At 65.0% G+C, this 15171-nt stretch carries 16 protein-coding genes; 11 read left to right on the forward strand and 5 right to left on the reverse strand.

All coding sequences use genetic code 11. The features are described from left to right. Positions 1-140 precede the first annotated feature (140 nt). From exbB to ACODS5_RS00090, 6 genes are all read left to right on the forward strand, one after another. Positions 141-1115 carry a tonB-system energizer ExbB gene (exbB, locus tag ACODS5_RS00065; RefSeq protein WP_134689184.1) on the forward strand — a complete coding sequence of 325 codons (975 nt, stop codon included), beginning with the start codon at positions 141-143 and terminating at the stop codon, positions 1113-1115. Positions 1116-1118: 3 nt separating this feature from the next. After that, positions 1119-1547, forward strand: a complete 429-nt coding sequence (gene exbD, locus ACODS5_RS00070) for a TonB system transport protein ExbD (protein ID WP_134689183.1) — start codon at positions 1119-1121, stop codon at positions 1545-1547. Then, positions 1544-2278: an energy transducer TonB gene (locus ACODS5_RS00075; RefSeq protein WP_134689182.1), complete on the forward strand. Its 735-nt coding sequence runs from the start codon at positions 1544-1546 to the stop codon at positions 2276-2278. The genes exbD and ACODS5_RS00075 overlap by 4 nt, the downstream gene beginning before the upstream one ends. A 94-nt stretch (positions 2279-2372) precedes the next feature. Further along, positions 2373-3299 carry a hydrogen peroxide-inducible genes activator gene (locus tag ACODS5_RS00080; protein ID WP_134689181.1) on the forward strand — a complete coding sequence of 309 codons (927 nt, stop codon included), beginning with the start codon at positions 2373-2375 and terminating at the stop codon, positions 3297-3299. A gap of 4 nt (positions 3300-3303) precedes the next feature. After that, positions 3304-5382 (forward strand): ATP-dependent DNA helicase RecG, encoded by a 2079-nt coding sequence (gene recG, locus ACODS5_RS00085; RefSeq protein WP_134689180.1) that lies wholly within the window; start codon positions 3304-3306, stop codon positions 5380-5382. Positions 5383-5460: 78 nt separating this feature from the next. Continuing rightward, positions 5461-6864, forward strand: coding sequence for an aminoacyl-tRNA deacylase and HDOD domain-containing protein (locus ACODS5_RS00090; RefSeq protein ID WP_134689179.1), 1404 nt, complete (start codon positions 5461-5463; stop codon positions 6862-6864). A 102-nt stretch (positions 6865-6966) separates the two neighbouring features. Here ACODS5_RS00090 and ACODS5_RS00095 read toward each other — a convergent pair whose 3' ends face one another. From ACODS5_RS00095 to ACODS5_RS00110, 4 genes are all read right to left on the reverse strand, one after another. Next, on the reverse strand, positions 6967-7341 hold the full coding sequence (locus ACODS5_RS00095) for a helicase (protein ID WP_134689178.1): 375 nt from the start codon (positions 7339-7341) through the stop codon (positions 6967-6969). Positions 7342-7474: 133 nt separating this feature from the next. Beyond that, positions 7475-7771: an HU family DNA-binding protein gene (locus tag ACODS5_RS00100; protein WP_134689177.1), complete on the reverse strand. Its 297-nt coding sequence runs from the start codon at positions 7769-7771 to the stop codon at positions 7475-7477. A 188-nt stretch (positions 7772-7959) separates the two neighbouring features. Further along, entirely contained in the window at positions 7960-9108 is a 1149-nt protein-coding gene (locus ACODS5_RS00105; protein WP_134689176.1) for an NAD(P)/FAD-dependent oxidoreductase, read from the reverse strand. A gap of 35 nt (positions 9109-9143) precedes the next feature. Then, entirely contained in the window at positions 9144-9311 is a 168-nt protein-coding gene (locus ACODS5_RS00110; protein ID WP_011536423.1) for a rubredoxin, read from the reverse strand. Between the two features lie 185 nt (positions 9312-9496). Here ACODS5_RS00110 and ACODS5_RS00115 point away from each other — a divergent pair, with 185 nt between their 5' ends. Both ACODS5_RS00115 and ubiA read left to right on the forward strand, forming a co-directional pair. Further along, positions 9497-10054: a chorismate--pyruvate lyase family protein gene (locus ACODS5_RS00115; protein ID WP_134689175.1), complete on the forward strand. Its 558-nt coding sequence runs from the start codon at positions 9497-9499 to the stop codon at positions 10052-10054. Next, positions 10054-10944 carry a 4-hydroxybenzoate octaprenyltransferase gene (ubiA, locus tag ACODS5_RS00120; RefSeq protein WP_134689174.1) on the forward strand — a complete coding sequence of 297 codons (891 nt, stop codon included), beginning with the start codon at positions 10054-10056 and terminating at the stop codon, positions 10942-10944. The genes ACODS5_RS00115 and ubiA overlap by 1 nt, the downstream gene beginning before the upstream one ends. 86 nt (positions 10945-11030) lie before the next feature. Here ubiA and ACODS5_RS00125 read toward each other — a convergent pair whose 3' ends face one another. Then, a complete protein-coding gene (locus ACODS5_RS00125) occupies positions 11031-11402 on the reverse strand; it encodes a COG4315 family predicted lipoprotein (protein WP_134689173.1) in 372 nt (123 codons plus the stop codon). 175 nt (positions 11403-11577) lie between these two features. On the opposite strand from ACODS5_RS00125, the gene phoB reads away from it, so the two are divergent. The 3 genes from phoB (at position 11578) to ACODS5_RS00140 (ending at position 15144) form a co-directional block, all read left to right on the forward strand. After that, on the forward strand, positions 11578-12267 hold the full coding sequence (gene phoB, locus ACODS5_RS00130) for a phosphate regulon transcriptional regulator PhoB (protein WP_003253341.1): 690 nt from the start codon (positions 11578-11580) through the stop codon (positions 12265-12267). Between the two features lie 73 nt (positions 12268-12340). After that, positions 12341-13612: a phosphate regulon sensor histidine kinase PhoR gene (gene phoR / locus ACODS5_RS00135; RefSeq protein ID WP_489107840.1), complete on the forward strand. Its 1272-nt coding sequence runs from the start codon at positions 12341-12343 to the stop codon at positions 13610-13612. Between the two features lie 191 nt (positions 13613-13803). Next, positions 13804-15144, forward strand: coding sequence for a hemolysin family protein (locus ACODS5_RS00140; RefSeq protein WP_134689171.1), 1341 nt, complete (start codon positions 13804-13806; stop codon positions 15142-15144). The last annotated feature ends 27 nt before the right edge of the window (positions 15145-15171 follow it).

Consider the following 15171-nt stretch of genomic DNA (forward strand, 5'->3'; position numbering starts at 1 on the left):
GCTATACCAAGGTCAAAAAAAGCAATCTCATTACTTTTGTTAACAAGAATTACTTGCAATAATGGCCGCCTTGTCTGTTCTCGGCCTGCTTCGAGGCCTTGAAGAACTCAACCCATTTCTCTTCATCAGGTCCGGCCAGCATGACACGCACTCAACCTTCCGCTTCGCCAACCCCGTCGCGCGCCTGGCGCGCCATTGCCGCGCTGATGTTCAGCCTGGTACTGGCCCCGGCAGCCATGGCCGAAGAGCCTGTCGCCGCTACCCCGGCAGCCGCCGCTGTCGCCGCCCCGGCCACGCCTGCCGCCGAAGGCCAGGCCCCGGTTGCCGCACCGACCGACGCGACTGCTCCGCTGGAAGGCCAGGCCCCGACCGACGAGAACGTCCAGGCGATGGTCGAAGACACTTCGCTGGGCATGGCCCACGACCTGTCCCCCTGGGGCATGTACAAGAACGCCGACGTGGTGGTGAAGGCCGTGATGATCGGCCTGGCCATCGCCTCGATCATCACCTGGACCATCTGGATCGCCAAAGGCTTCGAGCTGATGGGCGCCAAGCGTCGCCTGCGTGGCGAGATCGCCGCCCTGAAACGCTCGGTGAGCCTGAAAGAGGCCAGCGAGGTGTCGAACAAGGAAGGCACCCTGGCCCACACCCTGGTGCATGACGCCCTCGAGGAAATGCGCCTTTCGGCCAACGCCCGCGAGAAAGAAGGCATCAAGGAGCGCGTCAGCTTCCGCCTCGAGCGCCTGGTCGCCGCCAGCGGCCGTACCATGAGCAGCGGCACCGGCGTGCTGGCCACCATTGGCTCCACCGCCCCGTTCGTCGGCCTGTTCGGTACCGTCTGGGGCATCATGAACAGCTTCATCGGCATCGCCAAGACCCAGACCACCAACCTTGCCGTGGTCGCCCCCGGTATCGCCGAAGCCCTGCTGGCCACCGCCCTGGGCCTGGTCGCGGCGATCCCGGCCGTGGTCATCTACAACGTCTTCGCCCGCTCCATCGCCGGCTACAAGGCCCAGGTGTCCGACGCCTCCGCGCAGGTCCTGCTGCTGGTCAGCCGTGATCTGGACCACCAGGGTGGCGAGCGCGCCGCCCCGCACATGGTGAAAGTGGGGTAAGCCATGGGCCTGCATCTCAACGAAGGTGGCGACGATCTCGCCGAAAACCACGAAATCAACGTTACGCCGTTCATCGACGTGATGTTGGTGCTGCTGATCATCTTCATGGTTGCTGCCCCCTTGGCCACGGTCGACATCAAGGTCGACCTGCCCGCCTCGACCGCCAAGCCTGCGCCGAGGCCCGAGAAGCCGGTGTTCGTCAGCGTCAAGGCCGACAAGAAGCTGTATGTCGGCGATGACCAGGTGGCCCAGCCCGACCAGCTTGGCAGCATGCTCGATGCCAAGACCAAGGGCGACAAGGAAACCACCATCTTCTTCCAGGCTGACAAGGGCGTCGACTATGGCGACCTGATGGAGGTGATGAACACCATGCGTGCCGCCGGTTACCTGAAGGTCGGCCTGGTCGGACTCGAGACGGCAGCCAAGAAATGACGAAAACGCGCTCGAACATGGCGCGCTACGGTGGCAGCCTGGCACTGGTGCTGGGTGTGCACGCGGTCGCCGTGCTGCTGACGCTCAACTGGTCGGTGCCCCAGGCCATCGAACTGCCACCGGCAGCGATGATGGTTGAGCTGGCACCGCTGCCCGAGCCCGCGCCGCCGCCGCCGCCGAAGGCCGCCCCGAAACCACCGACGCCGGTCGAGGAACCGCCGCTGCCGAAACTGGCCGAGGCGCCCAAGCCGAAGATCGCCATCCCCAAGCCGCCCAAGCCCAAGGCCAAGCCACAGCCGCCCAAGCCTGAGAAAAAGCCTGAGCCGCCAAAGGACGAGCCACCAGCCAAGGACGATGTCGCGGACACGCCGCCGAGCAACTCGCCACCGCAGAAGTCGGCGGCGCCACAGCCAAGCATCGCCTCCAACAGCAACGCCTTGCCGAGCTGGCAAAGCGACCTGCTGCGCCACCTGGCCAAGTACAAGAAGTACCCCGAGGACGCTCGCCGTCGCGGGCTGCAGGGCATCAACCGCCTGCGCTTCGTGGTCGATGCCGAGGGCAAGGTGGTGTCGTACTCGCTGGCCGGTGGTTCCGGCAGTGCGGCCCTGGACCGGGCGACGCTGGAGATGATCCGCCGCGCCGGCACGGTACCCAAGCCGCCAGCAGAGCTGCTGAACAATGGCACGATCGAGGTGGTCGCGCCGTTCGTCTACTCGCTGGACCGACGCTGACGTTTTTGTTTCTGTCACAAAACGGCAAGTCTGATAACGTGCGTCTATCGATTGCAGCCGCTATGCTGGGGCCGCAACTTCATGGACGCACGTTATGACCCTCACCGAACTCCGCTACATCGTCACCCTCGCGCAAGAGCAGCACTTCGGCCACGCGGCCGAGCGTTGCCACGTCAGCCAGCCGACTCTGTCGGTGGGCGTGAAGAAGCTCGAGGATGAACTCGGCGTGCTGATCTTCGAGCGCAGCAAGAGCGCGGTGCGCCTGACCCCGGTCGGCGAGAGCATCGTCGCCCAGGCGCAGAAGGTCCTTGAGCAAGCCCAGGGCATCCGCGAACTGGCCCAGGCCGGCAAGAACCAGCTCACCGCCCCGCTCAAGGTCGGCGCCATCTATACCGTGGGCCCGTACCTGTTCCCGCACCTGATTCCGCAGTTGCACCGGGTCGCACCGCAGATGCCGCTGTACATCGAGGAAAACTTCACCCACGTGCTGCGCGAGAAGCTGCGCAATGGCGAACTGGACGCAGTGATCATCGCCCTGCCGTTCAACGAGGCCGACGTGCTGACCCTGCCGCTGTACGACGAGCCGTTCTGCGCGCTGATGCCGGCCGACCACCCGTGGACCGCCAAGGACACCATCGACACCGCGCTGCTCAACGACAAGAGCCTGCTGCTGCTCGGCGAGGGCCACTGTTTCCGCGACCAGGTGCTCGAAGCCTGCCCGACCCTGAACAAGGGTGGCGAAGGCGCCAAGCACACCACGGTCGAATCCAGCTCGCTGGAAACCATCCGCCACATGGTCGCCTCGGGCCTGGGCGTGTCGATCCTGCCGCTGTCGGCGGTGCACAGCCATCATTACGCCCCGGGGGTGATCGAAGTGCGCCCACTGACCGCGCCCGCACCATTCCGTACCGTCGCCATTGCCTGGCGCGCCAGCTTCCCGCGGCCGAAGGCCATCGAGATCCTCGCCGACTCGATCCGCCTCTGCTCGGTGGCCAAGCCGCCCGTGGAACAACCGGCCTGAGCCCATGACCGAGCTGTCGAACGTCCCGGTCACCACGCTCAAGGGCGTAGGCGATGCCATGGCGGAAAAACTCGCCAAGGTTGGCCTGGAGAACCTGCAAGACCTGCTGTTCCACCTGCCGTTGCGCTATCAGGACCGCACCCGGGTGGTGCCCATCGGCCAGTTGCGCCCAGGCCAGGACGCAGTGATCGAGGGTGTGGTCAGCGGCGCCGACGTGACCATGGGCAAGCGCCGCAGCCTGGTGGTACGCCTGGGCGACGGCAGCGGCTCGCTGAGCCTGCGCTTCTACCACTTCAGCAACGCGCAGAAGGAAGGCCTCAAGCGCGGTACCCACCTGCGTTGCTACGGCGAAGCGCGCCCGGGCGCCTCGGGCCTGGAGATCTACCACCCGGAATACCGCGCGCTCAACGGCGACGAAGCGCCACCGCCGGTGGAACAGACCCTGACGCCGATCTACCCGACCACCGAGGGCCTGACCCAGCAGCGTCTGCGCCTGTTGTGCCAGCAGAGCCTCGGCCTGCTCGGTCCGCGCAGCCTGCCCGACTGGCTGCCTGACGAGCTGGCCCGTGACTATCAGTTGGCACCGTTGAGCGACGCCATCCGCTACCTGCACAACCCGCCGGCCGATGCCGACCTCGACGAGTTGGCTGAGGGGCACCATTGGGCCCAACACCGGCTGGCCTTCGAAGAGCTGCTGACCCACCAACTATCCCAACAGCGCCTGCGCGAAAGCCTGCGCAGCCTGCGCGCGCCGGTGCTGCCCAAGGCCAGCCGCCTGCCGGCGCAGTACCTGGCCAACCTCGGCTTCAAGCCAACTGGCGCGCAACAACGGGTCGGCAACGAGATCGCCTACGACCTCAGCCAGCCAGAGCCGATGATGCGCCTGGTCCAGGGCGATGTCGGCGCGGGCAAGACCGTGGTCGCCGCGCTGGCCGCCCTGCAGGCCTTGGAGGCCGGCTACCAGGTGGCATTGATGGCGCCTACCGAGATTCTCGCCGAACAGCACTTCATCACCTTCAAGCGCTGGCTCGAACCGCTGGGCATCGAGGTCGCCTGGCTGGCCGGCAAGCTCAAGGGCAAGGCCCGTGCCAGCGCCCTGGAGCAGATCGCCAGCGGCGCGCCAATGGTGGTCGGCACCCACGCACTGTTCCAGGAAGAAGTACAGTTCAAGCACCTGGCCCTGGCGATCATCGACGAACAACATCGCTTCGGCGTGCAGCAGCGCCTGGCCCTGCGCAAGAAAGGCGTCATGGGCCAGCTGTGCCCGCACCAGTTGATCATGACCGCCACCCCGATCCCACGCACCCTGGCCATGAGCGCCTACGCCGACCTGGACACCTCGGTCCTCGATGAATTGCCGCCCGGTCGTACACCGGTGAACACCGTGCTGGTCGCCGACAGCCGTCGTTTCGAGGTGGTCGAGCGAGTCCGCGCCGCCTGTGCCGAAGGTCGTCAGGCCTACTGGGTGTGCACCCTGATCGAAGAATCCGAGGAGCTGACCTGCCAGGCCGCCGAGAGCACCTTCGAAGAGCTGGGCAGCGCCCTGGGCGAACTGCGCGTGGGCCTGATCCACGGGCGCATGAAGCCTGCGGAAAAAGCGGCGGTGATGGCCGAGTTCAAGGCTGGCGAGCTGCAACTGCTGGTGGCTACCACGGTAATCGAGGTCGGCGTCGACGTACCCAATGCCAGCCTGATGATCATCGAGAACCCCGAGCGCCTGGGCCTGGCCCAACTGCACCAGTTGCGCGGTCGGGTTGGCCGAGGCAGCGCAGTGAGCCATTGCGTGCTGCTCTACCATCCGCCACTGTCGCAGATCGGTCGCGAGCGCCTGGGCATCATGCGCGAAACCAACGATGGCTTCGTCATTGCAGAGAAGGACCTGGAGCTGCGTGGCCCCGGCGAGATGCTCGGTACCCGGCAGACCGGCTTGCTGCAGTTCAAGGTCGCCGACCTGATGCGCGACGCCGACCTGCTGCCGGCCGTGCGCGACGCCGCCCAGGCCCTGCTGGCACGCTGGCCGGCGCACGTCAGCCCGCTGCTCGACCGCTGGCTACGCCACGGCCAGCAATATGGCCAGGTGTGACGCCCGTCCCATTATGGATCCAGCTTGCCGGTCAGGCTGGTTATACTTCGCGTTTAAAAGAATCAATGGATACAGACCATGACTGAAGTTGCCCTGGATACCGCAACCCCACACGCACCGTCTGTCATCCGGCTGTTGCTCGAAAAACTCGGCGTGACCTACCGCGAGGTCGCCGAGCACCCTGGGTTGCCAGCCGCCTCGCGGGTCCAGGCGGTGCTGCTCGACGACGAGATCGGCGCACTGATGGTGCTGTTCCCGCACAGTCAGCTGCTGGACCTCAAGCGCCTTGAAGAGCTGACCGGCCGTAAGCTGACCGCCGTGCCCCTGGCGCGCCTCAAGCACATGCTCGACAAGCATCACCTCAAGACCCTGCCCGCCATCCCGGCGCTGACCAGCTCGCCGTGCCAGTACGAGAAGAGCCTGCTGGACAACGAGACCCTGTTGATCCAGTCGGGTGAAGCCGGGCTGCTCCTGGAAATCGGCCGTACCGCCTTCAAGAAGATGCTGGCCAAGGCCAGCGCCAGCACCTTCGGCCAGCCGATCAGTGATATTCGCCTCAGTTTCGAGCAGTTGGACGGCCCGCCCAAGGAAGTCATCCGCGCCGTCCAGGCCTTCACCGCCCGTCGCATCCAGCAGCGCTTGGAGCAGACCATCGAGATCCCACCGCTGGCCGACACCGCGCAGAAAATCATCAAGCTGCGCGTCGACCCCAACGCCAGCATCGACGACATCACCGGCGTGGTGGAGACCGACCCCGCCCTGGCCGCGCAGGTGGTCAGCTGGGCAGCCTCGCCCTACTACGCCTCACCCGGCAAGATTCGCTCGGTGGAGGACGCGATCGTGCGCGTGCTGGGCTTCGACCTGGTGATAAACCTGGCCCTGGGCCTGGCCCTGGGCAAGACCCTGAGCCTGCCCAAGGACCACCCGCAGCAGGCCACGCCGTACTGGCAGCAGTCTATCTACACCGCCGCGATAATCGAGGGCCTGACCCGCGCCATGCCGCGCGCCGAACGCCCGGAGGCCGGCCTGACCTACCTGGCCGGCCTGCTGCACAACTTCGGCTACCTGCTACTGGCCCACGTCTTCCCACCGCACTTCTCGCTGATCTGCCGACACCTGGAGGTCAACCCGCACCTGTGCCACAGCTATGTGGAACAGCACCTGCTGGGTATCAGCCGCGAACAGATCGGTGCCTGGCTGATGAAGCTTTGGGACATGCCGGACGAACTATCCACGGCCCTGCGCTTCCAGCACGACCCGGAGTACGATGGTGAGTATGCGGCCTTCCCCAACTTGGTGTGCCTGGCAGTGCGCCTGCTGCGCTCGCGGGGTATCGGCTCGGGCCCGCAGGACGAGATCCCGGATGCCCTGCTCGAGCGCCTGGGGCTGACCCGCGACAAGGCCGAAGAAGTGGTGAACAAGGTGCTGGAGGCCGAAGCGCTGCTGCGCGAATTGGCGTCGCAGTTCCACGTGCAGCATTAAGTCGAGGGGTGCTTGGCGCCCCATTCGCCGGCAAGCCGGCTCCTGCAGAAGATGCGTCCCCCTGTAGGAGCCGGCTTGCCGGCGAACCCGTCACATACGATCTCAGGCTTTCTTCTTCGGTTTCAGGTACTTCATCAAGCCCTGGAACCAGATCACCAGCGCCGGATTACCCTTGATCTGGATGTTCTTCTCCTGAATCCCCTGCATGAACGCCAGCTGCTTGTTGCCCGCCTGCAGCGTGGCAAAGCCGTACGCGGCATCCTTGAAGGCAATGGCGAACGCCGGCTGCGGGTGCAGGCCCCCCTGGCTGGTGATGCGCAAGTCCTTGACGATGAAGTGCCGGGCAACCTTGCCGTCGAGCGTCTGCATCTGGAAGACCAGGTCTTTGTCCTGCAGCTGCTGCTGGAACGCCGGGTTGTTGCGGCTGGCCTTGGCCATCAGCAAGCCCATGGCCCAGAGAAGAAAACGAAACTTCATCAACGCCCCTCGAATGAAAAATGACTGAGACGCGCAGTTTATCCGTTTCCCGCCCTGTTTATGCAAGTTCGCCGCATTTGGTTACCAGAAACGCAACGGGCGCCTCTCGGCGCCCGTCAGGATGACCTGCAAATCACTTTTTCTTGGCAGGCTTGGCCGGAGCGTTGACGCTGTCACGCAGGTTCTTGCCTGGCTTGAAGGCGACGGTATTGCTGGCCTTGATCTTCACCGGCTCGCCGGTCTGGGGGTTCTTGCCGGTGCGGGCGCCACGATGGCGTTTTTCGAAGGTCCCGAAACCAACCAGGGTGACGGTGTCCTTGTCGAGCGCGCCGGTGATGCTGTCGAGAATCGCGTTCAGGACAATATTGGCCTTTTCCTTGGTCAGATCGGCCTTTTCGGCGATGACGGCGGCGAGTTCTGGTTTACGCATAGTGAAGCCTCTTTGACGGGATTTCTTGTTGTTATGCCGTGCTGCCGAACAGAGCAGCGCTCAAGGCACCGCAGGCTCTAGCCTGCGGTAGACGTCAGTGAGGATGGCATGCCGGCCAGGACCGCGCCAGTATCTGGGCGGCCATTGTCGCGGCAAGAACAGGATAATTCCGACAGAACGCCCGCTATTTACGCCATAAGGGCCGGCAACTGCCGATTCAACGCGAGTTTTTCCATGACCGCGCCACCGGTCAGGGCATAGCCCAACAACTGCCCATCCGCGCCGTGGCAGAGCACTTTCAGATCGGCGCCGCTACCTTCGACCACCCAGGTACCCTCATGGCCGACAGGCGGTGGCGAGACCACCAAGGGACAAGCCGGGGTCTTCACCGTGACCGGCATCGGCCCGTAGCTGACCGTGGTTGGGTTGCCGGCCAGGGTCTGGGCCAGGGCACGGGCGCAGGTCATCAAGGGCATCACATACAGCAGGTTGATGCCGTCGACCTCGGCGCAGTCGCCCAGGGCGAAGATATTGGCGTGGGAGGTACGCAGCTGGCGGTCGACCACCACGCCACGGTTGACCTGCAAACCCGCCGCCGCAGCCAGGTCGGTGCGTGGACGCAGGCCGATGGCCGACACCACCAGGTCGCAGGGGATCACGCGGCCATCGGACAGGTGCGCCTCGAGCGCTTCGCCGACCCGCTGCAGACGGGTCAGTATCGGCCCCAGGTGGAAACGCACGCCCAACCCTTCCAGGCCGGCCTGCACAGCGCCAGCCGCCGCAGGATGCAGCAGGGTCGGCATGACCTGCTCGCACGGTGCCACCACTTCGCAATGCAGGCCGCCCAAGGTCAGGTCATTGGCGAACTCGCAGCCAATCAGGCCGGCGCCGAGGATCAGCACCCGCTGCTTGCCGGCGGCCGCTGCGCGAAAACGGGCATAGTCCTCGAGGTCGTTGATCGGGAAGATCAACTCGCCAGTATCGCCTTCGACCGGCACCTGCACGGTTTGCGCCCCCCAGGCCAGCACCAGGTCACGGTACTCGACCGCCTCCTCGCCGATCCACAGGCGCTTGTGGCCCGGGTCGATGCCGCTGATGCGGGTGTGGGTGCGGATTTCGGCCTTGAGCTGCTCGGCCATGGCGCCAGGCTCGGCCATGCACAGGCCGTCGGCGTCCTTGTGCTTGGCAAAGCCGGTGGAGAGCATGGGCTTGGAATACGAGCGACCGTCATCGGCGGTGATCAGCAGCAGCGGCGTGTCGCCATCGAGCTTGCGAAACTCGCGCGCCAGGTTGTAGCCGGCCAGGCCGGTGCCAATGATCACCACAGGGGACGTCATGTCGTGCATTCCTTCTTCAGAACTTGAGGGGGCGATCAGCCGATGGCGATCATTTCGAAGTCGCTCTTGCCCACGCCGCAGTCGGGGCACAGCCAATCTTCCGGCACATCTTCCCAGCGGGTGCCGGGGGCGATGCCGTCATCCGGCCAGCCTTCGGCTTCGTCGTAGATCAGGCCGCAGACAATACATTGCCACTTCTTCATTCGGTGCTGTTCCTTGGTCAGGCTCGGGAGTGCGTTGCCGCTGATGGTTGGCGCGGGACAACCCGCGGCAAGACCATCGCGCAATCTTTGGTGGGCTTTTTTACTGGCCCTGCTGGCAGGATGCAAGCCACAAGGGCAAACATGCTAAGCTCGCCGCCTCTCTGGCCTGTATCAAGCATACCGACGTGCCGTACGAAACCCCGCAAGCAGCCGCTGTCGCGTGGCTGCCGTATCCACAGCTGGCGAGCACGCTCGACCAGCCGACTTTGGACTGGCTGTTCGACGAAGGCTCCCTGACCCGCCGCCTGACCCGCCTCTCCCATGACCACTTCAGCGTCACGCCCCTGTTCGAGGGCTGGCAGGCGCTGCGCGACGACGAATGCGCGGCCCTGGGCCTGGCGCCTGGCGCGCAAGGCTGGGTGCGCGAGGTGTACCTGCGTGGCCATGGCCAGCCGTGGGTGTTCGCCCGCAGCGTGGCCGGGCGCAGTGTCCTGGAGCGCGGTGGCCTCGACCTGGAAACCCTGGGCAGCCGCTCGCTCGGTGAGCTGCTGTTCTGCGACCAGGCATTCGTCCGTCACCCCATCGAGGCCTGCCGTTATCCACAGGCCTGGCTCCCCACCGAGGCTGCCCAGGCCGGGCTCTGGGGCCGGCGCTCGCGCTTCGAGCGCGCCGGCCTCGACCTGCTGGTGGCCGAGATCTTCCTGCCGACCCTGTGGGCCGCGGCCCAGGAGGCGAACCGCTGATGTACCTGAACCTGCTCAAGTCGCTCAATCGCCTGCACCCCAGGGCCTGGGACTTCATCCAGCTCAGTCGCATGGACCGGCCCATCGGCATCTACCTGCTGCTGTGGCCGACCCTGGTCGCGGTGTGGATCGCCGGCAACGGCGCACCCAGCGTGAAAAACGTGCTGATCTTCGCCCTCGGCGTGGTGCTGATGCGCGCCGCGGGCTGCTGCATCAACGATTTCGCCGACCGCAAGGTCGATGGCCACGTCAAGCGCACCGCCGACCGACCACTGGCCAGTGGCCGGGTCAAGCCGCGCGAGGCCCTGGGGTTGTTCGCGCTGCTGGTGGCGGTGAGCTTCCTCCTGGTGCTGTGCACCAACGCCAGCACCGTCTGGCTGTCGTTCGGCGCCGTGGCCCTGGCGTTCTGCTACCCATTCATGAAGCGCTACACCTACTACCCACAGGTGGTGCTGGGCGCGGCCTACTCCTGGGGCATCCCCATGGCCTTCACCGCTGCTGGCGGCGAGCTGCCGGCCAGTGCCTGGCTGCTGTACCTGGCCAACCTGCTGTGGACGGTGGGCTACGACACCTACTACGCCATGGTCGACCGTGACGACGACCTGAAGATCGGGGTGAAATCCACCGCGATCCTGTTCGGCGAGGCCGACCGGGTGATCATCCTGACCCTGCAACTGCTGTCGCTGGGCTGCCTGTTGCTGGCCGGCAACCGCTTCGAACTGGGCGGCTGGTTCCATCTGGGGCTGCTGGCAGCGGCGCTGTGCTTTGCCTGGGAGTTCTGGACGACGCGCACGCTGGACCGCGACGCCTGCTTCAAGGCATTCCTGCACAACCATTGGGCGGGGATGCTGATCTTCATCGGGGTGGTACTGGATTACGCCTTGCGCTGACGCCGGCGGCCTCGTTCGCCGGCAAGCCGGCTCCTACAGGGTGGTGTTGTAGGGGCCGGCTTGCCGGTGAACAGGGCATCACTGGCTCAGGGCTTGGCCACGTGCCAGACGTCCTTCATGCCATCGCCGGTGGTATCCCCGGCCTTCTTGTCCTTGACGAAGGTATACAGCGGCTTGCCATCGTAGGCCCACTGCATCGATCCATCGTCGCGGGTGACGTGGCTCCACTTGTCCTTCGGCGCCTCGTCGTCCTTCTTGACCATCAGCGGCGGCCAGTTCTTGGCGCACTCGCCACTGCACATGGACTTGCCGCCAGCATCCTTGTCGAAGGTATACAGGGTCATGCCGTCGTGGTCGACCCACATGCCGTCCTTCTCCATGGCGTGATGAGCCGACGCCACCCCCGGCGCTGCCAGCGCAGCGCAAAGGGCCATCCAGCTCAGCGTATGTCGTGTCATTGGAATCACCATCGTTTCGGGGGTGGAAGAAGTGTTGCCCGCCGCCATGGCGGCCCCTTGAAGCCTAGTCCAGTCACGCAATGGCGCCAGAACCGCCCATGAGCTGTCACACAGCTGCAATAATTCCGTTATCTAATGCGGGCCAAGACATCGTTCCTGGGAGAGGTAATTGAGCATGGTTGGCAGAAACATTCTGATCGTCGACGACGAAGCGCCTATCCGCGAGATGATCGCCGTTGCATTGGAAATGGCCGGCTATGACTGCCTCGAGGCAGAGAACTCGCAGCAGGCCCACGCCATCATCGTCGACCGCAAGCCGGACCTGATCCTGCTCGACTGGATGCTGCCGGGCACCTCGGGCATCGAACTGGCCCGGCGCCTCAAGCGCGACGAGCTGACCGGCGACATCCCGATCATCATGCTCACCGCCAAGGGCGAAGAGGACAACAAGATCCAGGGCCTGGAAGTTGGTGCCGACGACTACATCACCAAGCCGTTCTCGCCCCGCGAACTGGTCGCGCGCCTTAAAGCCGTGCTGCGCCGCACCGGGCCGAGCGACAGCGAGGCACCCATCGAGGTGGGCGGGCTGCTGCTCGACCCGATCAGCCACCGCGTGACCATCGACGGCAAGCCCGCCGAGATGGGGCCCACCGAATACCGCCTGTTGCAGTTCTTCATGACCCACCAGGAGCGCGCCTACACCCGCGGGCAGCTGCTCGACCAGGTCTGGGGCGGCAACGTCTACGTCGAGGAGCGCACCGTCGACGTGCACATCCGGCGCCTGCGCAAGGCACTGGGTGAAGCCTACGAAAATCTGGTACAAACCGTCCGCGGCACCGGTTATCGCTTCTCGACAAAAAGCTGAGCGAAGCCCCTGGCACCCGCTGTACAAGGACTGTCAATTGAACCAGAACTGGCACGCGACCCTGATTCGCCACATGTTGCTGCTGATCACCGCCTGCCTGATCGGCGGCCTGATCAGCGGCTATTACGGCTGGAGCCTGGCCATCGGCCTGGCGCTTTACCTGGCCTGGACGCTCAAGCAACTGCTGCGCCTGCACGATTGGCTGCGCAATCACCAACCCGACGAAGCACCACCCGACGGCTACGGCCTGTGGGGCGAGGTGTTCGACAGCATCTACCACCTGCAACGCCGCGACCAGCGCGTGCGCGGCCGCCTGCAGGCGGTGATCGACCGGGTCCAGGAGTCCACCGCGGCGCTGCGCGACGCGGTGATCATGCTCGACAGCGACGGCAACCTTGAATGGTGGAACCGCGCAGCCGAGACCCTGCTGGGCTTCAAGACCCCGCAGGACGGTGGCCAACCGGTGACCAACCTGGTCCGCCACCCCCGGTTCAAGGAGTACTTCGAGTCGCAGAACTACGCCGAGCCGCTGGAAATCCCCTCGCCGATCAACGACCGCCTGCGCGTGCAACTGCACCTCACCCGCTATGGCAACAACGAACACCTGATGCTGGTGCGCGATGTCACCCGCATCCACCAGCTCGAGCAGATGCGCAAGGACTTCGTCGCCAACGTCTCCCACGAGCTGCGCACGCCGCTGACGGTTATCACCGGCTACCTGGAAACCCTGCTGGACAACGTCGAGGACGTGAACCCGCGTTGGAGCCGCGCCCTGCAACAGATGAACCAGCAAGGCGCGCGCATGCAGACCCTGCTCAACGACCTGTTGCTGCTGGCCAAGCTCGAAGCCACCGACTACCCGTCGGACAACCAGCCAGTGCTGGTCGATACCCTGCTCGGGGCGATCAAGAACGACGCCCAGGCGCTGTCCGGCCCGCGCAACCAGAGCATCACCCTGGAAGCGGCCCCCGGCATTCGCCTCAAAGGCAGTGAGTCGGAGCTGCGCAGCGCCTTCTCCAACCTGGTGTTCAACGCGGTCAAGTACACTCAGGACCAAGGCAATATCCACATCCGCTGGTGGGCCGACGAACAAGGCGCGCACTTGAGCGTGCAGGACTCAGGGGTGGGCATCGACGCCAAGCACCTGCCGCGCCTGACCGAGCGCTTCTACCGAGTCGACTCCAGCCGCGCCTCCAACACCGGCGGCACCGGGCTTGGCCTGGCGATCGTCAAGCACGTGCTGATGCGCCACCGCGGCCGCCTGGAAATCAGCAGCGTGCCTGGACATGGCAGCACCTTCACCTGTCATTTTGCGCCGGCACAGTTGGTACCTGGCAAGAATTGACCCGTAGGAGCCGGCTTGCCGGCGAACCAAGCGACGTGGTGGTTCGCCGGCAAGCCGGCTCCTACAGTTGCCAATGGCAGCACGCCCCTTTGCTTTTGCGGCTTCAGCCGCTACATTGGATCCCCTGTGCCAGCCATCGCTGGCACTTTTTTTCTCCCATTCTCAAAGACGGACCCCGTAAAAACCCCATCATGGACCCTTCCCCTGGTATCAGCCTCACCTCGTTGTTCGCCGATTTCGGCATGATTCTCTTCGCCTTGTTCCTGGTGCTGCTCAACGGCTTCTTCGTCGCCGCCGAGTTCGCCATGGTCAAGCTGCGCGCCACCCGCGTCGAGTCCATCGCCGAGCTGCATGGCTGGCGCGGCAGCATCCTGCGCAAGGTGCACAACCAGCTCGACGCCTATCTCTCGGCCTGCCAGCTGGGTATCACCCTGGCCTCGCTGGGCCTGGGCTGGGTCGGCGAGCCGGCGTTCGCCCACCTGCTCGAGCCACTGCTGGCCTATATCGGTGTCGACACCCCCGAGCTGATCAAGGCGATCTCGTTCTTCGTCGCCTTCTTCGTGATCTCGTACCTGCATATCGTGGTCGGCGAGCTGGCGCCCAAGTCGTGGGCGATCCGCAAGCCCGAGCTGCTGTCGCTGTGGACCGCCGTGCCGCTGTACCTGTTCTACTGGGCTATGTACCCAGCCATCTACCTGCTCAACGCCAGCGCCAACACCATCCTGCGCATCGCCGGGCAAGGCGAGCCTGGCCCGCACCACGAGCACCACTACAGCCGCGAGGAGCTCAAGCTGATCCTGCACTCCAGCCGTGGCCAGGACCCGAGCGACCAGGGCATGCGCGTGCTGGCCTCGGCGGTGGAAATGGGCGAGCTGGAAGTGGTCGACTGGGCCAATTCGCGCGAAGACATGGTCAGCATCGATGCCCGCGCGCCGCTCAAGGAGATCCTCGCGCTGCTGCGCCGGCACAAGTTCAGCCGCTACCCGGTGTACGACGCCGAGCGCGAAGAGTTCACCGGCCTGCTGCACATCAAGGACCTGCTGCTGGAGTTGGCCGAGCTGGATCACCTGCCCGAGACCATCGACCTCGAAGACCTCGCGCGCCCGCTGGAGCGCGTTTCCCGGCACATGCCGCTGTCCCAGCTGCTGGAGCAGTTCCGCAAGGGCGGCGCGCACTTCGTGCTGGTCGAGGAAGCCGACGGCAAGGTCATCGGCTACCTGACCATGGAAGATGTGCTGGAAGTGCTGGTGGGTGATATCCAGGACGAACACCGCAAGACCGAGCGCGGCATCCTCGCCTACCAGCCGGGCAAGCTGCTGGTGCGCGGTGATACGCCGCTGTTCAAGGTCGAGCGCCTGCTGGGCGTGGACCTTGACCATATCGAGGCGGAAACCCTGGCCGGCCTGGTCTACGAGACCCTCAAGCGGGTGCCCGAGGAAGAGGAAGTGCTGGAGGTCGAAGGCCTGCGCATCATCATCAAGAAGATGAAAGGGCCGAAGATCGTGCTGGCCAAGGTGCTGAAGCTCGATTGACCCGAGAGCCCGCGCCTACATCCGTGG

The organism is Pseudomonas sp. FG47 (genome assembly GCF_057809115.1).

Bases quoted from the DNA above. Each gene is read 5' to 3' on its own strand.
- exbB (WP_134689184.1), top strand. From the start codon at position 141: ATGACACGCACTCAACCTTCCGCTTCGCCAACCCCGTCGCGCGCCTGG.
- exbD (WP_134689183.1), top strand. From the start codon at position 1,119: ATGGGCCTGCATCTCAACGAAGGTGGCGACGATCTCGCCGAAAACCAC.
- ACODS5_RS00075 (WP_134689182.1), top strand. From the start codon at position 1,544: ATGACGAAAACGCGCTCGAACATGGCGCGCTACGGTGGCAGCCTGGCA.
- ACODS5_RS00080 (WP_134689181.1), top strand. From the start codon at position 2,373: ATGACCCTCACCGAACTCCGCTACATCGTCACCCTCGCGCAAGAGCAG.
- recG (WP_134689180.1), top strand. From the start codon at position 3,304: ATGACCGAGCTGTCGAACGTCCCGGTCACCACGCTCAAGGGCGTAGGC.
- ACODS5_RS00090 (WP_134689179.1), top strand. From the start codon at position 5,461: ATGACTGAAGTTGCCCTGGATACCGCAACCCCACACGCACCGTCTGTC.
- ACODS5_RS00095 (WP_134689178.1), bottom strand. From the start codon at position 7,341: ATGAAGTTTCGTTTTCTTCTCTGGGCCATGGGCTTGCTGATGGCCAAG.
- ACODS5_RS00100 (WP_134689177.1), bottom strand. From the start codon at position 7,771: ATGCGTAAACCAGAACTCGCCGCCGTCATCGCCGAAAAGGCCGATCTG.
- ACODS5_RS00105 (WP_134689176.1), bottom strand. From the start codon at position 9,108: ATGACGTCCCCTGTGGTGATCATTGGCACCGGCCTGGCCGGCTACAAC.
- ACODS5_RS00110 (WP_011536423.1), bottom strand. From the start codon at position 9,311: ATGAAGAAGTGGCAATGTATTGTCTGCGGCCTGATCTACGACGAAGCC.
- ubiA (WP_134689174.1), top strand. From the start codon at position 10,054: ATGTACCTGAACCTGCTCAAGTCGCTCAATCGCCTGCACCCCAGGGCC.
- ACODS5_RS00125 (WP_134689173.1), bottom strand. From the start codon at position 11,402: ATGACACGACATACGCTGAGCTGGATGGCCCTTTGCGCTGCGCTGGCA.
- phoB (WP_003253341.1), top strand. From the start codon at position 11,578: ATGGTTGGCAGAAACATTCTGATCGTCGACGACGAAGCGCCTATCCGC.
- phoR (WP_489107840.1), top strand. From the start codon at position 12,341: ATGTTGCTGCTGATCACCGCCTGCCTGATCGGCGGCCTGATCAGCGGC.
- ACODS5_RS00140 (WP_134689171.1), top strand. From the start codon at position 13,804: ATGGACCCTTCCCCTGGTATCAGCCTCACCTCGTTGTTCGCCGATTTC.